This window comes from Pseudomonas izuensis, assembly GCF_009861505.1.
In the GTDB taxonomy this organism is placed as follows: Bacteria; Pseudomonadota; Gammaproteobacteria; order Pseudomonadales; family Pseudomonadaceae; genus Aquipseudomonas; species Aquipseudomonas izuensis.
The window spans coordinates 133116-149181 of sequence record NZ_WTFT01000003.1 but is presented as its reverse complement, the minus strand read 5'-3'; the positions used below and the strand labels follow the sequence as shown (position 1 = coordinate 149181).

The window sequence follows — 16066 nt, the reverse complement described above, 5'->3', positions numbered from 1 at the left end:
TGCTACGTGAGGCGCGGAGCGGCATAATGTAGCCCCTTTTTTCTGCCCCTACATGTGGAAGGTTCCCGTGACTCAGAAGCCCGACCAGTGTCTTGGTGAATGGATCGACCGTGAAGCACTCGCAGAAGCGATGATTCCGCTTATCGGTCAGCTCTACCGCAATAACAACGTGGTGAGCTCGATCTATGGCCGCAGCCTGATCAACCGCTCGGTGATTTCGATCCTCAAAGCGCACCGCTTTGCCCGTCATCGCCAGACCGACGAAACCGAACTCTCCGTCCACGAAACGTTCCCGCTGCTCAAGGCGATGAGCGAGCTCAAGCTCGGCGCCGCCTCGGTAGACCTGGGCAAGCTGGCGGCCAAATTCAAGGCCGAAGGCAATGGCCGTACTGCCGAGCAGTTCGTCCGTGAAGAAATGGCCGACGTGGTTGGCCAGCAAAACGCTTCCGCCCGCAAAGGCACCGACGTTGTCCTGTACGGCTTCGGTCGCATCGGCCGTCTGCTGGCGCGCATCCTGATCGAGAAAACCGGTGGTGGCGACGGCCTGCGCCTGCGCGCCATCGTCGTCCGCAAGGGCGCCGAGAATGATCTGGTCAAACGTGCCAGCCTGCTGCGCCGTGACTCGGTCCATGGTCCGTTCGATGGCACCATCACCATCGATGAAGCCAACAACACCATTAGCGCCAACGGCAACCTGATCCAGGTGATCTACGCCAAGAGCCCGAGCGAAGTCGACTACACCCAGTACGGCATCGAAAACGCCCTGATCGTCGACAACACCGGTGTATGGCGTGACGCTGACGGCCTGGGCCAGCACCTGGCCTGCCCGGGCGCTGCCCGCGTGATCCTCACCGCACCTGGCAAGGGCGCGCTGAAGAACATCGTTCACGGCATCAACCACGGCGACATCAGCCCTGACGACAAGATCATCTCGGCGGCTTCCTGCACCACCAACGCCATCGTGCCGGTGCTCAAGGCTGTCAATGACAAGTTCGGCATCGTCAATGGCCACGTCGAAACCGTTCACTCGTTCACCAACGACCAGAACCTGATCGACAACTTCCACAAGGGCAGCCGTCGTGGCCGCGCCGCGCCACTGAACATGGTGATCACCGAGACCGGTGCCGCCACCGCAGCCGCCAAGGCGCTGCCAGTGCTCAAGGGCAAGCTGACCGGCAACGCGATTCGCGTACCGACGCCGAACGTGTCGATGGCTATCCTGAACCTGAACCTGGAAAAGGCCACCACTCGCGAAGAGATCAACGAGTACCTGCGCCAGATGGCCATGCACTCGGATCTGCACAAGCAGATCGACTACGTCAGCTCCCAGGAAGTGGTTTCCACCGACTTCGTTGGCTCGCGTCACGCCGGCGTCGTGGATGCTGAAGCGACCATCACCCAGGATAACCGTGTTGTTCTGTACGTCTGGTACGACAACGAGTTCGGTTACAGCTGCCAAGTGGTTCGCGTGATGGAAGACATGGCCGGTGTAAACCCGCCAGCATTCCCGCGCTAAGCCTTAGCTGCACATGAAAACGCCCCGACTTTGGTCGGGGCGTTTTTGTTTGTGCGGTGTGTCAATTGCAGGTGTGTTGCCTGGACCGGCCTCTTCGCGGGCAAGCCTTGCTCCCACAGATATTGCGCTGCCCTTGTGGGAGCAAGGCTTGCCTGCGATGGCGATTTATCAGGCGCCGCCTGCTACCGCTGCCTTCGCCGTCCGCAGCTCATGCTTGTTGCCACGGAACAATACCAGCGTCGCAATCAACCCCAACACCGCCGCCGCACTCAGCCAGATCCCCGGTGCTAGCTGCCAGGTGGTTCGCGTGATGGAAGACATGGCCGGTGTAAACCCGCCAGCATTCCCGCGCTAAGCCTTAGCTGCACATGAAAACGCCCCGACTTTGGTCGGGGCGTTTTTGTTTGTGCGGTGTGTCAATTGCAGGTGTGTTGCCTGGACCGGCCTCTTCGCGGGCAAGCCTTGCTCCCACAGGTATTGCGCTGCCCTTGTGGGAGCAAGGCTTGCCCGCGATGGCGATCTATCAGGCGCCGCCTGCTACCGCTGCCTTCGCCGTCCGCAGCTCATGCTTGTTACCGCGGAACAACACCAGCGTCGCAATCAACCCCAGCACCGCCGCCACACTCAGCCAGATCCCCGGTGCCGCTTTGTTATCCAGCACATGAATCAGATAAGTACAGGCCGCCGGTGTGAAACCGCCAAAGGTCGCCGTCGCCAGGCTGTAAGCCAGGGAGAAACCGGTCGTACGCACTTCCACCGGCATGATTTCGGTCAGGGCCACGACCATGGCGCCGTTATACGAGCCGTAAAGGAACGACAGCCACAACTCGACGATCAGCAGATGGCTGAAGCTCGGGTTCGCCACCAGCCACGACAGCGCCGGATACGCCGTGAGGATCGCCAGGATGGTCGCCGCCAGCAGCAGGGGTTTGCGCCCGATTTTGTCGGACACCGAACCCATCACCGGCAGCCAGAAGAAATTCGATAGCCCGATACACACTGTTACCAGCAGCGCATCCATGTCCGATAAGTGCAGTTCCGCTTTGCCGAAAGTCGGGGTGTAGGCGGTGATCAGGTAGAACGACACCGTGGTCATCACCACCAATGCCATGCCGGCGATGACGATGCCGAAGTTCTGACCGATCGAACGGACAATATCCTGCAGGGTGGGGCGATGTTTACGTGCCTGGAATTCAGGCGTTTCTTCCAGAGAGCGACGAATCACGAAGATCACCGGCACGATCATGCAGCCAATCAGGAACGGCACGCGCCAGCCCCATTCACCCATTTGCTCCGGACTCAGCCAATGGTTCAAGCCCACGCCCAGCAACCCGGCGAACACCACGGCTGCCTGCTGGCTGGCGGACTGCCAACTGACGAAGAAACCCTTGCGGCCCGGTGTGGAGATCTCCGCCAGATACACCGACACGCCGCCGAGCTCCACACCCGCCGAGAAGCCTTGCAGCAGGCGACCGAATAGCACAATCAGTGGAGCGGCAACGCCGAGGGTGGCGTAACCGGGCACGCACGCAATCAACACTGTGCCGGCAGCCATCAGGGCCAGGGTGATGATCAGCCCTTGGCGACGGCCGTGGCGGTCAATGTAGGCCCCAAGAAAAATCGCTCCCAGCGGGCGCATCAGGAAACCGGCACCGAAGGTGGCCAGCGACAACATCAAGGAAGCGAAAGCGCTGTCGGCGGGGAAGAAGGTTTTGGCGATGGCCGTGGCGTAAAAGCCGTAGACCATGAAGTCGAACATTTCGAGAAAGTTACCGCTGACAACGCGAAAAATCGCTTTGCCTTTGCCCGTATTGGAGGACATTTGAACGTACTCGCTTTTAGCTGTCTTGTCGGAAATCCTTGATTTAGACGCGTCCCTCTTTGTCGCTCGGGACGTCAGGTATCCTTGGCAACAGTTTGTAACAATATGTGTGGAGAGATAGATAGGCAACAACTAGTTAGCTTGCTGCTTAAACGTTTTTGCCATTTCACGGTACGGAATTAGAACCCTGTAGGAGCCGGCTTGCTGGCGAAGGCGGCGTGCATCAATCGTGATGGCGTCTGACGCGCCGCTTTCGCCGGCAAGCCGGCTCCTACAGGTTGTGCATAATGGCGGGCCTTGGCGTTGTGTCAGGGTGGCGATGGAGGTGGATTTGTTGAGCTGGCGACTGGCTGGAATAGTAATGCTGATGGGCATCCTGTCAGGCTGCGGTAATGGCGACTCCCTGGAAACCTTCGGCGGCCCGACCATGGGCAGCACCTATTCAGTCAAATTCGTACGTCACGCGGGTCTTCCGGCTCCCGCACAAGTTCAGGTCGACGTCGAAAAAATCCTGGCTGAAGTCGACCAGCAGATGTCCACCTACCGCAGCGACTCCGATATCGCACGCTTTAACCAATTACCCGCCAACCGTTGTCAGAACATGCCCGCGCCGATCCTCGAATTGGTCCGCGTCGGTGAACAGCTGTCAGAGCAAAGTGAAGGTTCCTACGATTTGACGGTGGAACCGCTGCTCGATCTCTGGGGCTTCGGCCCCCAGGCTCGCGAAGAAAAAGTCCCGACCGCCGAAGCGCTTGCACAAGTGCGCCAACGGGTGGGCCACGCACATTTGCGCATAGATGGCGATCAGCTGTGCAAGGACGCCGCCGTCGAAGTCGATTTCAACAGCATCGCCGCCGGCTACGCGGTCGACAGGATCGCTGCAAGGCTTGAAGCACTGGGCATTCAAAACTACCTCGCCGAAGCCACTGGCGAGCTCAAGGCGGCCGGCAAGAAGCCCGATGGCTCGCCGTGGCGTATTGCCCTGGAAGAACCTCGCGACGACCAACAAGTGGCCGAGCGCATCATTGCCGTCGACGGATACGGCCTGTCCACATCCGGCGACTACCGAAATTTTTTCGAGCAGGGTGGGCAGCGTTATTCCCATACCTTCGATGCCCGTACCGGTGCGCCGGTCGCGCACGCGCTGGCGTCCGTCACGGTGATTCATCCTTCAGCGTTGATGGCCGATGGCTTGTCGACGCTGTTGCTGATTCTCGGCCCGGAGCGCGGATGGGACTACGCAGAAAAACACGATATAGGCGCATTTTTTGTGATTCGTGCCGATACAGGTTTCGTCACACGCACCAGTCACGCTTTTGCACGCCTCAGTGGCGAAAAAACCGAGTGATTGCGGCGATTCAAGCATTGAAAACTGGCGTTGTAGTGCAGGCAAAAGTAGCCTACGACGCGACCAAGGGTTAATGTGCGCGGCGTTGACGCTTCTATAGACTGTGTCCGGGTTCTGCACTGGCCCCAAATTGTTCCTTCACGCCACAGATCGGCGTGATTTAGCCGCAGGTGCCGATGGCGCCACGGCCTGTTCTGAGGAGTACGCATGGCTGTCTACAACTACGACGTGGTGGTGTTGGGTTCCGGCCCGGCGGGAGAAGGCGCGGCAATGAACGCCGCCAAGGCAGGGCGCAAGGTGGCGATGGTCGATAGCCGTCGTCAGGTCGGCGGCAACTGCACCCACCTGGGTACCATCCCGTCCAAGGCACTGCGTCACTCGGTCCGGCAGATCATGCAGTTCAACACCAACCCGATGTTCCGGGCCATTGGTGAGCCGCGCTGGTTTTCGTTTCCGGACGTGCTGAAAAGCGCTGAAAAAGTCATCTCCAAACAAGTCGCTTCGCGCACCGGTTACTACGCCCGCAACCGCGTCGACGTATTTTTCGGCACCGGCAGCTTCGCCGACGAGCAAACCATCGAAGTGGTTTGCGCCAACGGCGTGGTCGAAAAACTGGTGGCCAAGCACATCATCATCGCGACCGGCTCGCGTCCGTATCGTCCGGCCGACATCGATTTCCATCACCCGCGTATCTACGATAGCGACACCATCCTCAGCCTCGGTCACACCCCGCGCAAACTCATCGTTTACGGCGCCGGCGTGATCGGTTGCGAATACGCATCGATCTTCAGTGGCCTGGGTGTGCTGGTGGAACTGGTGGACAACCGTGGCCAGTTGCTGAGTTTCCTCGACTCGGAAATTTCCCAGGCCCTGAGCTACCACTTCAGCAATAACAACATCACGGTTCGCCATAACGAAGAATACGACCGCGTCGAAGGCGTGGACAATGGCGTGATCCTGCACCTCAAGTCCGGCAAGAAGATCAAGGCCGACGCCTTGCTCTGGTGCAACGGCCGGACCGGCAACACCGATCAGTTGGGCCTGGAAAACATCGGCGTGAAGGTCAACAGTCGTGGCCAGATCGAAGTCGACGAGGCCTACCGCACCTGCGTGCCGAACATCTACGGTGCCGGTGACGTGATCGGCTGGCCGAGCCTGGCCAGTGCTGCCCACGACCAGGGGCGTTCGGCCGCTGGCAGTATCGTCGACAACGGCAGCTGGCGTTTCGTCAATGACGTGCCGACCGGCATCTACACCATTCCGGAGATCAGCTCGATCGGCAAGAACGAGCAAGAGCTGACCCAGGCGAAGGTGCCGTACGAAGTGGGCAAGGCGTTCTTCAAGAGCATGGCGCGTGCGCAGATCGCCGGCGAGCCGCAAGGCATGCTGAAGATCCTGTTCCACCGCGAGACCCTGGAAGTGCTGGGCGTGCATTGCTTCGGCTATCAGGCGTCGGAGATCGTGCACATCGGCCAGGCGATCATGAACCAGCCGGGTGAACAGAACACTCTGAAGTACTTCGTCAACACCACGTTTAACTACCCGACCATGGCCGAAGCCTATCGGGTCGCGGCGTACGACGGCCTCAACCGGCTTTTTTGAGCGGCTCCGGCCGGTGGCCTGAGCCGGCCGGGGAGACCGATTTCAGCAATTCTCGAGCGTGGCGGTGGCCAAACCGGGAAAGTCTGTAATCAGGCTGTCAACGCCGAAGTCGGCGAGTCTGCGCATCAGCGCGGGCTCGTTGACGGTCCACACCGACACATGCAGCCCTTGCCGCTGCGCCCTTTGCAGGCGTTCCGGCGTGCACAGGGTCCAGTTCAGCGCCAGAATTTCACAGCCATAGCTGGCCGCGACCTTCAATGGGTCGAGCCAGGCGTACTCGGCCACCAGCCCACGGGACACGTCCGGCACCAATTCCAGCGCGGCTTTGAGCACTTCGCGGGAGCTCGAGGTGATGGTCACCTTGTCCATCAGGCCATGACGCTGGACCATTTCGCGAATCGCCAGCACGGTGGTCGCGGCACGCGTCCGTGACGCGCTTTTGACTTCCAGCTGCCAGTGATCGAAGTCGCATTTCTCGAACAGTTCTTCCAGCGTCGGAATCGGGCAGGGTTTGATCCAGCCCGGGCCACCCTTGCGTGCGTCATACGTCACAAGTTCGGCTGCCGTGTGTTCGACGACCTTGCCGCGACGGTCAGTGGTGCGCTTGAGTGTCGGATCGTGGATGACCATCAGTTCGCCATCTCTGGACAGGTGCAGGTCCAGTTCGCAACGGCGAACGCCGTGCTTGAGACATTCCTGAAAACTGGTCAGGGTATTTTCCGGTGCTTCGCCCTTGGCGCCGCGGTGGCCGTAGATAAGGGTCACGGTTCTTCCTTAAATTAATTGCCTGATTCGAGTAGTTCGCGGGCCTGGCGTCGTTCCTGGGCCTGCTTCTGCAAGATATAGCGGGCCAGCAGTTGCCGCTGGGCATCGGTCAGGTGTTCGAACTCGGTGCCGACGTCGTAACCATCGCCCTTGCGATCGCAATGGGTGACGCGGGCGCGCAGCAACAGGCCCAGGGCTTGCGGCATTAGCACAAGCTTGACCGACAGGCGTGCGCCGGCGGCAATCGGGACAGGGTGCTGGAAGTCGATGCCGCCTTCGGAAATGATCACCGGCTGCGGTTCGCCGATCTGCCCGAGTACGGTGAGTGCGATCACCTGGCTGAGCAAATCGATGCGTTTGTTCTGGGATTTCAGAAAGGCCGAGAGGGTGCGGTCGCGCTCGCTGATCTGGCGCAGCAGGTGTTGCGACTCGAATTCGCTCAGGTGCAGTTCGCTGAGCAGGTTGAAGAGTGGGGAAGCATCCTGCAACACTTCCTGACCTGCGGCTTCGGGAGCGGACAGGGGCCGAATTTCCAGTGCGATCGTGTCCTCGATACGGTAGTATTCGCGGCGATCTTCTTCATCTAATGTCGACATGGCGAACCCATGGTAGCGGCGGTGGTCTGAGTGTAAAGCTGGTTATCGACCCCCGCCACAAGGACGTTCCTTTTCCCTCCGAACAAGCCCCGACATGTTCAGACCTCTCTTCGTATTTATCGGCACGCGTTATACCCGTGCAAAGCGTCGCAATCATTTTGTGTCCTTCATTTCCCTGACGTCGATGATCGGGCTCGCCCTTGGCGTGGTCGTGATGATCGTGGTGCTGTCGGTCATGAACGGCTTCGATCATGAGATGCGTGCCCGCGTGCTGGGCATGGTGCCCCACGCGACCATCGAGGCTGGCGAGCCGATCAGCGATTGGCAAGACCTCGCCGCGAAGGTCAAGCAGAACCCGCAGGTGACGGCCGTGGCGCCCTTCACCCAGATGCAGGGTTTGCTGACCAATAACGGCAAAGTCTCAAAAGTCCTGCTCAATGCCATCGACCCGGCGCTGGAGCGCCAGGTGTCGATCATCGATAACTTCATGCAGCAGGGCCAGCTCGATGACCTCAAGGCTGGCGAGTTCGGCATCGTCATCGGCGACAAGGCGGCAGCCAAGCTCGGCGCGGCGGTCGGCGACAAGCTGACATTCGTGGCGCCGGAGGTCACCGTGACCCCGGCCGGGATGTTCCCGCGCATGAAGCGCTTCACCGTAGTCGGCATTTTCCATGTCGGCGCCGGCGAGATCGACGGCTACCTGGGCATCACCAATCTTCAGGATCTGGCGCGGCTGCATCGCTGGAAGCCGGATCAGGTCCAGGGCATCCGCCTGAAGTTCGACGATCTGTTCCAGGCGCCGCGCACGGCGTGGAGTATCGCTCGGGAACTGGGCGAAGACCGTTACTACGCCCGTGACTGGACCCGCACCCATGGCAACCTGTACCAGGCGATCCGCATGGAAAAGGCCATGATCGGCCTGTTGTTGCTGCTGATCGTCGCCGTTGCCGCGTTCAACATCATTTCCACGCTGGTGATGGTGGTGAACGACAAGAAGGGCGACATCGCGATCCTGCGCACCCTCGGCGCCACGCCGGGCACGATCATGCGTACGTTCATGGTGCAGGGCACGGTCATCGGCGTGGTGGGTACGGCCATCGGCGCGGTGGTCGGAATCTTCGCCGCGCTGAATGTCAGCGCCGCGATCTCGGCGCTTGAAGGCCTGATCGGGCACAAGTTCCTCAACGCCGACGTGTATTTCATCGATTACCTGCCGTCGCAGGTGCAGGGCCAGGACGTATGGATGGTCTGCTCCGCGGCGTTGGTCCTGAGTTTCCTCGCCACCCTGTATCCAGCCTGGCGTGCCGCGCGCACCCAGCCTGCGGAGGCGCTACGTTATGAGTGAGTCGGGCATGAGTGATAAAGCAATCTTGAGCTGCCGCAACCTGGGCAAATCCTACGAGGAAGGCCCGGAATCGGTGGAGGTCCTGGCTAATTTGCAGCTGGAGCTGCATCCGGGCGAGCGCGTGGCGATTGTCGGCAAGTCGGGATCGGGTAAAAGTACCCTGCTCAATTTGCTCGGCGGCCTCGATACACCGAGCAAGGGCAGCGTCTGGCTCGACGGGGAAGAACTCTCGGCGCTGAGCGAGAAAAAGCGCGGCCTGCTGCGTAACCGTGCCCTGGGCTTCGTGTACCAGTTTCACCATTTGCTGCCCGAGTTCACGGCGCTGGAAAATGTCTGCATGCCGCTGCTGATCGGCAAGACCGCAATCCCGGAAGCTCGCAAGCGAGCAACCGCCTTGCTGGAGCGGGTAGGGCTGGGCCATCGCCTGGAGCACAAACCGGCGGAACTGTCCGGTGGTGAACGCCAGCGCGTGGCCATCGCCCGTGCCCTGGTGAACAATCCGGGCCTGGTGATGCTCGACGAGCCCACCGGTAACCTCGACTCCCATACCGCCGAAGGCATCCAGGATTTGATGCTGGAACTCAGCACTTCGATGCGCACCGCGTTCCTGGTGGTGACTCACGATATGAACCTGGCCCGCCAGATGGATCGCGTCCTGCACCTGCAGGAAGGCTGCCTCACTCCCATCTGATTGGCTGAAACCCGATGCCTGAAAAGGTGTCGGGTCTTTTATTTTTATACGGTGCCCCAGCGAATGTTCAGACCGTTATCGATCTTTATCGGCACGCGCTATACCCGCGCCAAGCGCCGCAATCGCTTTGTTTCCTTCATCTCGATGACTTCGATGATCGGCCTCGCCCTGGGCGTGCTGGCAATGATCGTGGTGCTGTCGGTGATGAACGGATTCCAGCGCGAAATGAGCTCGCGCATCCTCGGCATGGTGCCCCACGCGACCATCGTCGGCGTCAACCCGATTGACGACTGGCAGCCGGTTGCCGCAGCCGCGATGAAGAATCCGCAAGTCACGGCAGCCGTGCCGTTCACTGAAATGGAAGGCATGCTGTCCTACAAAGGCACGATGCAGCCGATCCAGGTCAGCGGCGTCGATCCGGCACTGGAAGGCCAGGTGTCGATTGTCGCCAAACACATCGTCCAGGGGCGGCTGGATGCCTTGAAGCCGGGCGAGTTTGGCGTGGTGATCGGCGAAATCACGGCGCGCCGCTTTCGTTTGAACGTCGGCGACAAGATCACCCTGATCGTGCCGGAAGTCAGCAACGCACCGGGCGGCATTACCCCGCGCATGCAGCGCTTGAATGTGGTCGGCGTGTTCAAGGTCGGCGCCGAACTGGATGGCACGATGGCGCTGATCCACATGGCCGATGCCGCGCAGATGCAGCACTGGGAGCCGAATCAGGTGCAGAGCGTGCGCCTGGCGGTGAAGGACTTGTATGCTGCGCCACAAGTGTCGAGCGACATCGCCACGGGACTGGGCGCCGCCTACAAGGCTGACGACTGGACCCACACCCAGGGCAGCCTGTTCAGCGCCATGAAGATGGAAAAAACCATGATTGGCCTGTTGTTGCTGATGATCGTCGCCGTGGCAGCGTTCAACATCATCGCGACCCTGATCATGGTGGTGAACGACAAGGGCGCGGACATCGCGATCCTGCGCACCATCGGCGCCACGCCGCGGGAGATCATGGCGATTTTCATGGTGCAGGGCACCGTGATCGGCATCGTCGGCACCTTGATTGGTGGTGTGTTGGGCGTGATCGCTGCGTTGAACGTCAGCGAGATGGTCGGCTGGATCGAACGGGTCAGCGGGCAGCACATCTTCAGTTCCGATGTGTATTTCGTCAGCAACCTGCCGTCCGAGCTGCAGGGCGGGGATGTGCTGTTGATCTGTTCGGCGGGGTTCATCATGAGCTTTCTGGCCACCGTCTACCCTGCCTGGCGGGCGGCGAAAATCGAGCCGGCTACCGCTCTGCGGTATTCGTAAACAGATAGACCGTTTTCGCTGGCAAGCCAGCTCCCACAGGATTATGAGTCGTTCACACAATAGTGTTTCAACTCGGTCATTGTGGGAGCGGGCTTGCCCGCGAAGAGGCCGGCCCTGCCAGCCTCAGTCTCCTTTTGGTAACTCGATCACAAACCGCGTCCGCCCCTGCTCCGATTCACAACGTATCTGCCCACCATGTGCCCGGATGATCGACCGGGTAATCGCCAATCCCAGCCCCGCATGCTCACTGCTGCCTTCATGACGCGCCGGATCTGCCCGGTAGAAACGGTCAAACAGGCGCGGCAGCACATCCTCGGAAATCCCGTCACCGCTGTTTTCGACTGTCAGGCGCAAGCCTTTGGGCTGATCGACGATTCGGATCAAAATCTCACCGTCGGCCGAGGTGAAGCGCAGCGCGTTGTCCAGCAGGTTGGACAGCGCCCGCCGTAACATGCTGCGGTCACCTTCCATGCGTCCAAGGCCTTCGCGGCTAAGCGTGACCCGGGCGTCTTCGGCCAACGGTGCAAAAAACTCCAGCAGCACGTCCACGTCCTCGGCCAGTTCCAAGGGTTCGCGCGAGGGCATCAACAGCCCGTGGTCGGCTTTCGCCAGATAAAGCATGTCGTTGACCAACTGCGCCATCCATTGCAGTTCTTCGAGGTTACTGTGCAGTGCTTCGCGATAGTCCTCGATGGGGCGCGGGCGGGTGAGGGTGACTTGGGTATGGGTCAACAGATTCGACAGCGGTGTGCGCAACTCATGGGCTATGTCGGCGGAGAACGCCGACAACCGCTGAAAGGAATCGTCCAGGCGTCCGAGCATGGCGTTGAAGTGGTGGGCCATTTCCGCCAATTCCGGCGGCATGTTTTCTTCTGGCAGGCGAGCATTGAGCGATTGCGCCGAAACACCGCTGGCCACGGCGCTCATGCGTCGCAATGGCCGCAAGCCACTGCGGGCTGCCCAGGCTCCCAGCAGCGCGGTGGCCAGGGCCGACAAGCCTACCGTCAGCCAGATCAGGTGCTGCATGCGTTGCAGGAAATGCTGGTGATGGGTGATGTCCAGCAGCAGGGTCAATTGTGGAGAGCCGGGCTTGTCGGTAAACAGAGGGGCATTGAGCACCCGGTAATCGGCCCCGTCGTTGTTGATCGTCGACAAGCCTGGCTTTTGCGGGAGTGTGTCGGGCAGGTTCGCCGAGCTGTCGTACCAACGCTGGCCATCGCTGCCAGTAATACGCAGCGACAGATCGGCTTGTCGGCTCAACTCGTCGGCCAATTTGACTTCGCTGTCGCGCGATTGAATGTCGTGCAACGCCCGCCGCAGGCCAATCAACTTGCCATCGAGCAGTTGCTGATCGAGCTCAATGAAGTGTGCCTCGCTGGCGCGGCTGAACAGGACCCCGGCGAACAGCGACACCACCGCTGTACACGCCGCAAACAGCAGTGCCAGGCGACTGCTTAACGAAAGCCGCTGCATCAGGCGCAGCGCTCTTCTAGTACGTAACCCATGCCGCGCACGGTGTGGATCAATTTGCGGGGGAATTCATCGTCGATTTTCAGGCGCAAACGGCGGATAGCGACTTCGATGACATTGGTGTCACTGTCGAAATTCATGTCCCAGACCTGGGAGGCAATCAGCGATTTGGGCAGTACTTCACCCTGGCGGCGCAGGAGCATTTCCAGCAGGGCGAATTCCTTGGCCGTCAGATCGATGCGTTGGCCGCTGCGCTCCACTCGGCGGCGGATCAGGTCCAGGCGCAGGTCGGCCAGTTGCAGGCTGGTTTCCTGGGGCGCTGAGCTGCCGCGGCGCAACAGGCTGCGTACCCGGGCCAGCAGTTCGGAAAAGGCGAAGGGCTTGACCAGGTAGTCGTCGGCACCGAGTTCCAGGCCGTGAACCCGATCCTCCACGGCGTCACGAGCGGTCAGAAACAGTACCGGCGTGTCCAGGCCCGCGCTGCGCACCGCTTGCAGGATCTGCCAGCCATCGCGACCGGGTAGCATGACATCGAGAATCAGCAGGGCATATTCGCCGCTCAACGCCAATTGCTGGCCGGTGCTGCCATCAGCCACCAGTTCGGTATTGAAACCGGCCTCGGTCAGGCCCTGGCGCAGGTAATGGCCAGTTTTCGGTTGGTCTTCGACGATCAGCAGTTTCATGGGCGACTCGGGTTTCTTGATGGAACGAAGGCTTTATACCGTGGGCGATGGCGGTACAGGCCAACCTGACAAAGTTGTAATCTGGCTGTCAGGTTACGGGCAGCGGTGGCAGTTTAGAGTTTTCCACAGGCTGAACCTTATTTTGTTGGAGTACGACGATGTTTTTGCGCAAATCCGTGATGCTGGCCGCCTGTGTGTGGGTATTGAGTCCGCTGGCATGGGCGTCAGGAACGCACAGCTATGACTTCGGTCAACCGGCGCCAGCGGCCAAGGCAACTCGCAGTGTTGAAGTGGTGATGGGTGACATGTCGTTCACCCCCAAGACAATCGACGTCAAGGCCGGGGAAACCGTACGCTTCGTGCTGGTGAATAAAGGCCAGTTGCTGCACGAATTCAACCTGGGGGATGCGGCGATGCATGCCAGGCATCAGCAGGAAATGCTGCAGATGCAGCAAAGCGGCATGCTCACGCCTACAGGCGTGAAAGAAATGGACCACAGCGCGATGGCCGGTATGGATCACGGCGCCATGGGACACGAGATGAAGAGTGGCATGAAGCACGACGACCCCAATAGCGTGCTGGTGGAGCCGGGCAAAACTTCCGAGCTGACCTGGACCTTCAGCAAGGCGGCCAATCTGGAGTTTGCCTGCAATATTCCCGGTCATTATCAAGCCGGTATGGTCGGCAAACTGACAGTCAGTCAGTAAGCACTCAAAGGCGGGAGCAAAGGCTGTTAGAATCCGCTGATTCTTCAGTCAGGTTTCCGCCATGCATCCCGCAGCCGAACACTCGCCGCTGGGCAAATCCAGCGAATACATCGCCACTTACACGCCGTCCCTGCTGTTCCCGATCCCGCGTACCGCGAAGTGGGCCGAGCTGGGCCTGACGGCTGATACGCTGCCGTACAAGGGCGTGGACTTCTGGAACTGCTTCGAACTGTCGTGGCTGTTGCCGTCGGGCAAGCCAGTGGTGGCGATCGGAGAGTTCAGCATTCCGGCGGATTCGCCGAATATCATCGAATCGAAGTCGTTCAAGCTGTACCTCAACTCCCTGAACCAGACGCCATTCGCCGACACGGCGAGCCTTGAGGCGACACTGGTCAAGGACTTGTCAGCCGCTGCCGGCAAGCCGGTGGGCGTGCGCATTCGCAGCCTGAAAGATGTCGAAACCGAAGGCGTCGTGGCATTGCCGGGCGTGTGCATCGACGATTTGGATATCAGTGTCAGCAACTATGAACATCCACGTCCGGAACTGCTGCGTTGCGACGAATCGCGCATTGTCGAGGAGAGCGTGCACAGCCATTTGCTCAAATCCAACTGCCCGGTGACCAGTCAACCGGACTGGGGCAGCGTAGCGGTGGAATACCGCGGCGCGGCGCTGGATCATGCCAGTTTGCTGGAGTACATCGTCAGCTTTCGCCAGCATTCGGACTTCCATGAACAGTGCGTGGAGCGGATTTTTCTCGATCTGCAACGGTTGCTGAAACCGGAGAAACTGACGGTGTATGCGCGTTATGTGCGCCGTGGCGGGCTGGATATCAATCCGTACCGCAGTACTGAAGAAGTGCAGTTGCCGAACCATCGCCTGGTCCGTCAATAGCGATTTCCTGTAGGAGCGAGCTCGCTCGCGATGGTCTCAAGAGCACCGTGTTTAGCCAGTAAACACGCGTTTTCGTTAACGACCATCGCGAGCAAGCTCGCTCCTGCATTGTATCCAGCGGGGTCAGATCCCCATGCTGTGCAGGGCCTGGCCAATTTGGCGCAGGGTGCCGGCGAGGGTGGGGTGTTCGAGTTCGAAGCGTTCGACGGCCAGATTAACGTTATCGGCGAGGTTGACATCCTTCGTCTTGGTTTCGAGCTCAAGTTCAAGTTCGATCTGTTGCATCAGCGCGTGCAGGTCTGCGCGCTCGGCTTCGGACAGCGGAGGATTCTGCTCCAATTGCTCGCGCAGGGCATTGAGCTGTTCTTGCAGTTCGCGGGCAGGCATGGCGTTCTTCCTTTTCTCGAATGGCACTGGCATAGACCGCGGCGGTACGCCAAAGATCTATGGCTTCCCTTAGATTAATCCACTCGCGGCCAACCTGCATGCCTTCGTAGGTGTGAGGCGGCGATCAGGGCTTTTCGCCTTTGAGCCGGCGCAAGTTGATATCCGCCAGGCAGGTGTCGAGTTCACCCAGGTGATCGATGACCGAATGCACGCCAAGGCCAAACAGCTGTACCGTTGCCTTGCCGCGACGGGTGTCCCGTTCCTGTTGGGACAGTGCTTGCCATTGCGTGGGCGAGAGCCCGCAAAGTGAGCCGCAGGATGCCAATCCGATCGTCCACAGTCCGGCGTTTAGCCCCGATTGCAGCAAGCGCGGTTCGCCGCTGACCAGCACACAGCCATCCAGACGCGAGACATTCAGCGTCATTAGCGCTTGCCAGCACGCATTCGGTGCCGGCCAAGGGCTGATTGTTGCGGGGTGTTGCGAAGGTTTGATCCATTCCGGCAGCGCGCCGGCCAGGGAATGGCTGAGGGCAGGGGGCAGTTCATCGAGCCAGGCGCAGGGTATTTGTTGGCGCTGCAAGCTGTGCACACTGTCGAGGGCACCAGGCGTTACTTCGGCGTATTCGGCCGAATGGTCGCCAGTCAGGCGCGTACGCGCGCCGAAATCCACCAGGCAGCCACTGAGGCCGAACAACACGGCGGTCAGGTTTGGCGCGGTTTGAGGCGAAGTTTCGGCATGCGGCATGTCAACGTCCCTGAAATAGCTTAAAGGCTAGGGATCGTCGATGACAGTTGCGTGACATGGGTGTGAATCGCTCACAATCGACAGGAATCATCCGCACGCATGCGGGTGCAATGCTGCCTAAAATGGCGTTTCCGACTTATACTAGGTGTCTTTGCGTCGAGCCAAGCGCCCGGCGATGGTATGAACCAA

Annotated in this window: 16 protein-coding genes; 8 read left to right on the top strand and 8 right to left on the bottom strand. The window is 60.1% G+C overall.

The window, feature by feature from the left end; all coding sequences use genetic code 11:
• Positions 1–52: 52 nt before the first annotated feature.
• Complete coding sequence (locus GPL81_RS02485) at positions 53–1516, top strand: glyceraldehyde-3-phosphate dehydrogenase (RefSeq protein WP_160105059.1); 1464 nt, start codon at positions 53–55, stop codon at positions 1514–1516.
• A gap of 168 nt (positions 1517–1684) precedes the next feature.
• On the opposite strand, the gene GPL81_RS02480 is transcribed toward GPL81_RS02485, so the two are convergent.
• Both GPL81_RS02480 and tcuC read right to left on the bottom strand, forming a co-directional pair.
• Complete coding sequence (locus tag GPL81_RS02480) at positions 1685–1837, bottom strand: hypothetical protein (RefSeq protein WP_160105058.1); 153 nt, start codon at positions 1835–1837, stop codon at positions 1685–1687.
• Between the two features lie 202 nt (positions 1838–2039).
• The gene (gene tcuC, locus GPL81_RS02475) at positions 2040–3338 is read right to left on the bottom strand and encodes an MFS transporter (RefSeq protein WP_160105057.1); all 1299 of its coding nucleotides are present in this window, start codon (positions 3336–3338) and stop codon (positions 2040–2042) included.
• A 361-nt stretch (positions 3339–3699) separates the two neighbouring features.
• Here tcuC and GPL81_RS02470 point away from each other — a divergent pair, with 361 nt between their 5' ends.
• Positions 3700–4686, top strand: coding sequence for an FAD:protein FMN transferase (locus GPL81_RS02470; protein ID WP_160105056.1), 987 nt, complete (start codon positions 3700–3702; stop codon positions 4684–4686).
• A 207-nt stretch (positions 4687–4893) separates the two neighbouring features.
• Entirely contained in the window at positions 4894–6288 is a 1395-nt protein-coding gene (gene sthA / locus GPL81_RS02465) for a Si-specific NAD(P)(+) transhydrogenase (protein WP_007972111.1), read from the top strand.
• A 42-nt stretch (positions 6289–6330) separates the two neighbouring features.
• Here sthA and GPL81_RS02460 read toward each other — a convergent pair whose 3' ends face one another.
• The gene (locus tag GPL81_RS02460) at positions 6331–7053 is read right to left on the bottom strand and encodes a glycerophosphodiester phosphodiesterase (protein WP_096512641.1); all 723 of its coding nucleotides are present in this window, start codon (positions 7051–7053) and stop codon (positions 6331–6333) included.
• A 14-nt stretch (positions 7054–7067) separates the two neighbouring features.
• The gene (locus GPL81_RS02455; RefSeq protein ID WP_160105055.1) at positions 7068–7649 is read right to left on the bottom strand and encodes a PilZ domain-containing protein; all 582 of its coding nucleotides are present in this window, start codon (positions 7647–7649) and stop codon (positions 7068–7070) included.
• 94 nt (positions 7650–7743) lie between these two features.
• Here GPL81_RS02455 and GPL81_RS02450 point away from each other — a divergent pair, with 94 nt between their 5' ends.
• From GPL81_RS02450 to GPL81_RS02440, 3 genes are all read left to right on the top strand, one after another.
• Positions 7744–8994 (top strand): lipoprotein-releasing ABC transporter permease subunit, encoded by a 1251-nt coding sequence (locus GPL81_RS02450; protein WP_160105054.1) that lies wholly within the window; start codon positions 7744–7746, stop codon positions 8992–8994.
• A 7-nt stretch (positions 8995–9001) separates the two neighbouring features.
• Positions 9002–9685, top strand: a complete 684-nt coding sequence (lolD, locus tag GPL81_RS02445) for a lipoprotein-releasing ABC transporter ATP-binding protein LolD (RefSeq protein WP_178122554.1) — start codon at positions 9002–9004, stop codon at positions 9683–9685.
• 63 nt (positions 9686–9748) lie between these two features.
• Positions 9749–10993, top strand: a complete 1245-nt coding sequence (locus tag GPL81_RS02440) for a lipoprotein-releasing ABC transporter permease subunit (protein ID WP_096512637.1) — start codon at positions 9749–9751, stop codon at positions 10991–10993.
• A gap of 123 nt (positions 10994–11116) precedes the next feature.
• Here the strand turns inward: GPL81_RS02440 and GPL81_RS02435 are convergent, their stop codons facing one another.
• Together GPL81_RS02435 and GPL81_RS02430 are read right to left on the bottom strand one after the other, a co-directional pair.
• Positions 11117–12466, bottom strand: a complete 1350-nt coding sequence (locus GPL81_RS02435; RefSeq protein WP_160105052.1) for a heavy metal sensor histidine kinase — start codon at positions 12464–12466, stop codon at positions 11117–11119.
• Entirely contained in the window at positions 12466–13146 is a 681-nt protein-coding gene (locus tag GPL81_RS02430; protein WP_160105051.1) for a heavy metal response regulator transcription factor, read from the bottom strand. Before GPL81_RS02430 ends, GPL81_RS02435 begins: the two co-directional genes overlap by 1 nt.
• A 158-nt stretch (positions 13147–13304) precedes the next feature.
• On the opposite strand from GPL81_RS02430, the gene copI reads away from it, so the two are divergent.
• Both copI and queF read left to right on the top strand, forming a co-directional pair.
• Positions 13305–13853, top strand: coding sequence for a copper-resistant cuproprotein CopI (gene copI / locus GPL81_RS02425; protein WP_160105050.1), 549 nt, complete (start codon positions 13305–13307; stop codon positions 13851–13853).
• A 61-nt stretch (positions 13854–13914) separates the two neighbouring features.
• Positions 13915–14745, top strand: a complete 831-nt coding sequence (gene queF, locus GPL81_RS02420) for an NADPH-dependent 7-cyano-7-deazaguanine reductase QueF (protein WP_160105049.1) — start codon at positions 13915–13917, stop codon at positions 14743–14745.
• 123 nt (positions 14746–14868) lie between these two features.
• On the opposite strand, the gene GPL81_RS02415 is transcribed toward queF, so the two are convergent.
• Together GPL81_RS02415 and pcrP are read right to left on the bottom strand one after the other, a co-directional pair.
• A complete protein-coding gene (locus tag GPL81_RS02415; protein WP_160105048.1) occupies positions 14869–15132 on the bottom strand; it encodes a DUF4404 family protein in 264 nt (87 codons plus the stop codon).
• 124 nt (positions 15133–15256) lie between these two features.
• Positions 15257–15877, bottom strand: a complete 621-nt coding sequence (gene pcrP, locus GPL81_RS02410; protein ID WP_160105047.1) for an HAD superfamily inactivated hydrolase PcrP — start codon at positions 15875–15877, stop codon at positions 15257–15259.
• Positions 15878–16066 lie beyond the last annotated feature (189 nt).

What these genes read in the sequence shown, in the direction of transcription:
- GPL81_RS02485 (WP_160105059.1), top strand. Translation starts at nt 53, where the DNA reads ATGTGGAAGGTTCCCGTGACTCAGAAGCCCGACCAGTGTCTTGGTGAA.
- GPL81_RS02480 (WP_160105058.1), bottom strand. Translation starts at nt 1,837, where the DNA reads ATGTCTTCCATCACGCGAACCACCTGGCAGCTAGCACCGGGGATCTGG.
- tcuC (WP_160105057.1), bottom strand. Translation starts at nt 3,338, where the DNA reads ATGTCCTCCAATACGGGCAAAGGCAAAGCGATTTTTCGCGTTGTCAGC.
- GPL81_RS02470 (WP_160105056.1), top strand. Translation starts at nt 3,700, where the DNA reads ATGCTGATGGGCATCCTGTCAGGCTGCGGTAATGGCGACTCCCTGGAA.
- sthA (WP_007972111.1), top strand. Translation starts at nt 4,894, where the DNA reads ATGGCTGTCTACAACTACGACGTGGTGGTGTTGGGTTCCGGCCCGGCG.
- GPL81_RS02455 (WP_160105055.1), bottom strand. Translation starts at nt 7,649, where the DNA reads ATGTCGACATTAGATGAAGAAGATCGCCGCGAATACTACCGTATCGAG.
- GPL81_RS02450 (WP_160105054.1), top strand. Translation starts at nt 7,744, where the DNA reads ATGTTCAGACCTCTCTTCGTATTTATCGGCACGCGTTATACCCGTGCA.
- lolD (WP_178122554.1), top strand. Translation starts at nt 9,002, where the DNA reads ATGAGTGATAAAGCAATCTTGAGCTGCCGCAACCTGGGCAAATCCTAC.
- GPL81_RS02440 (WP_096512637.1), top strand. Translation starts at nt 9,749, where the DNA reads ATGTTCAGACCGTTATCGATCTTTATCGGCACGCGCTATACCCGCGCC.
- GPL81_RS02435 (WP_160105052.1), bottom strand. Translation starts at nt 12,466, where the DNA reads ATGCAGCGGCTTTCGTTAAGCAGTCGCCTGGCACTGCTGTTTGCGGCG.
- GPL81_RS02430 (WP_160105051.1), bottom strand. Translation starts at nt 13,146, where the DNA reads ATGAAACTGCTGATCGTCGAAGACCAACCGAAAACTGGCCATTACCTG.
- copI (WP_160105050.1), top strand. Translation starts at nt 13,305, where the DNA reads ATGTTTTTGCGCAAATCCGTGATGCTGGCCGCCTGTGTGTGGGTATTG.
- queF (WP_160105049.1), top strand. Translation starts at nt 13,915, where the DNA reads ATGCATCCCGCAGCCGAACACTCGCCGCTGGGCAAATCCAGCGAATAC.
- GPL81_RS02415 (WP_160105048.1), bottom strand. Translation starts at nt 15,132, where the DNA reads ATGCCTGCCCGCGAACTGCAAGAACAGCTCAATGCCCTGCGCGAGCAA.
- pcrP (WP_160105047.1), bottom strand. Translation starts at nt 15,877, where the DNA reads ATGCCGCATGCCGAAACTTCGCCTCAAACCGCGCCAAACCTGACCGCC.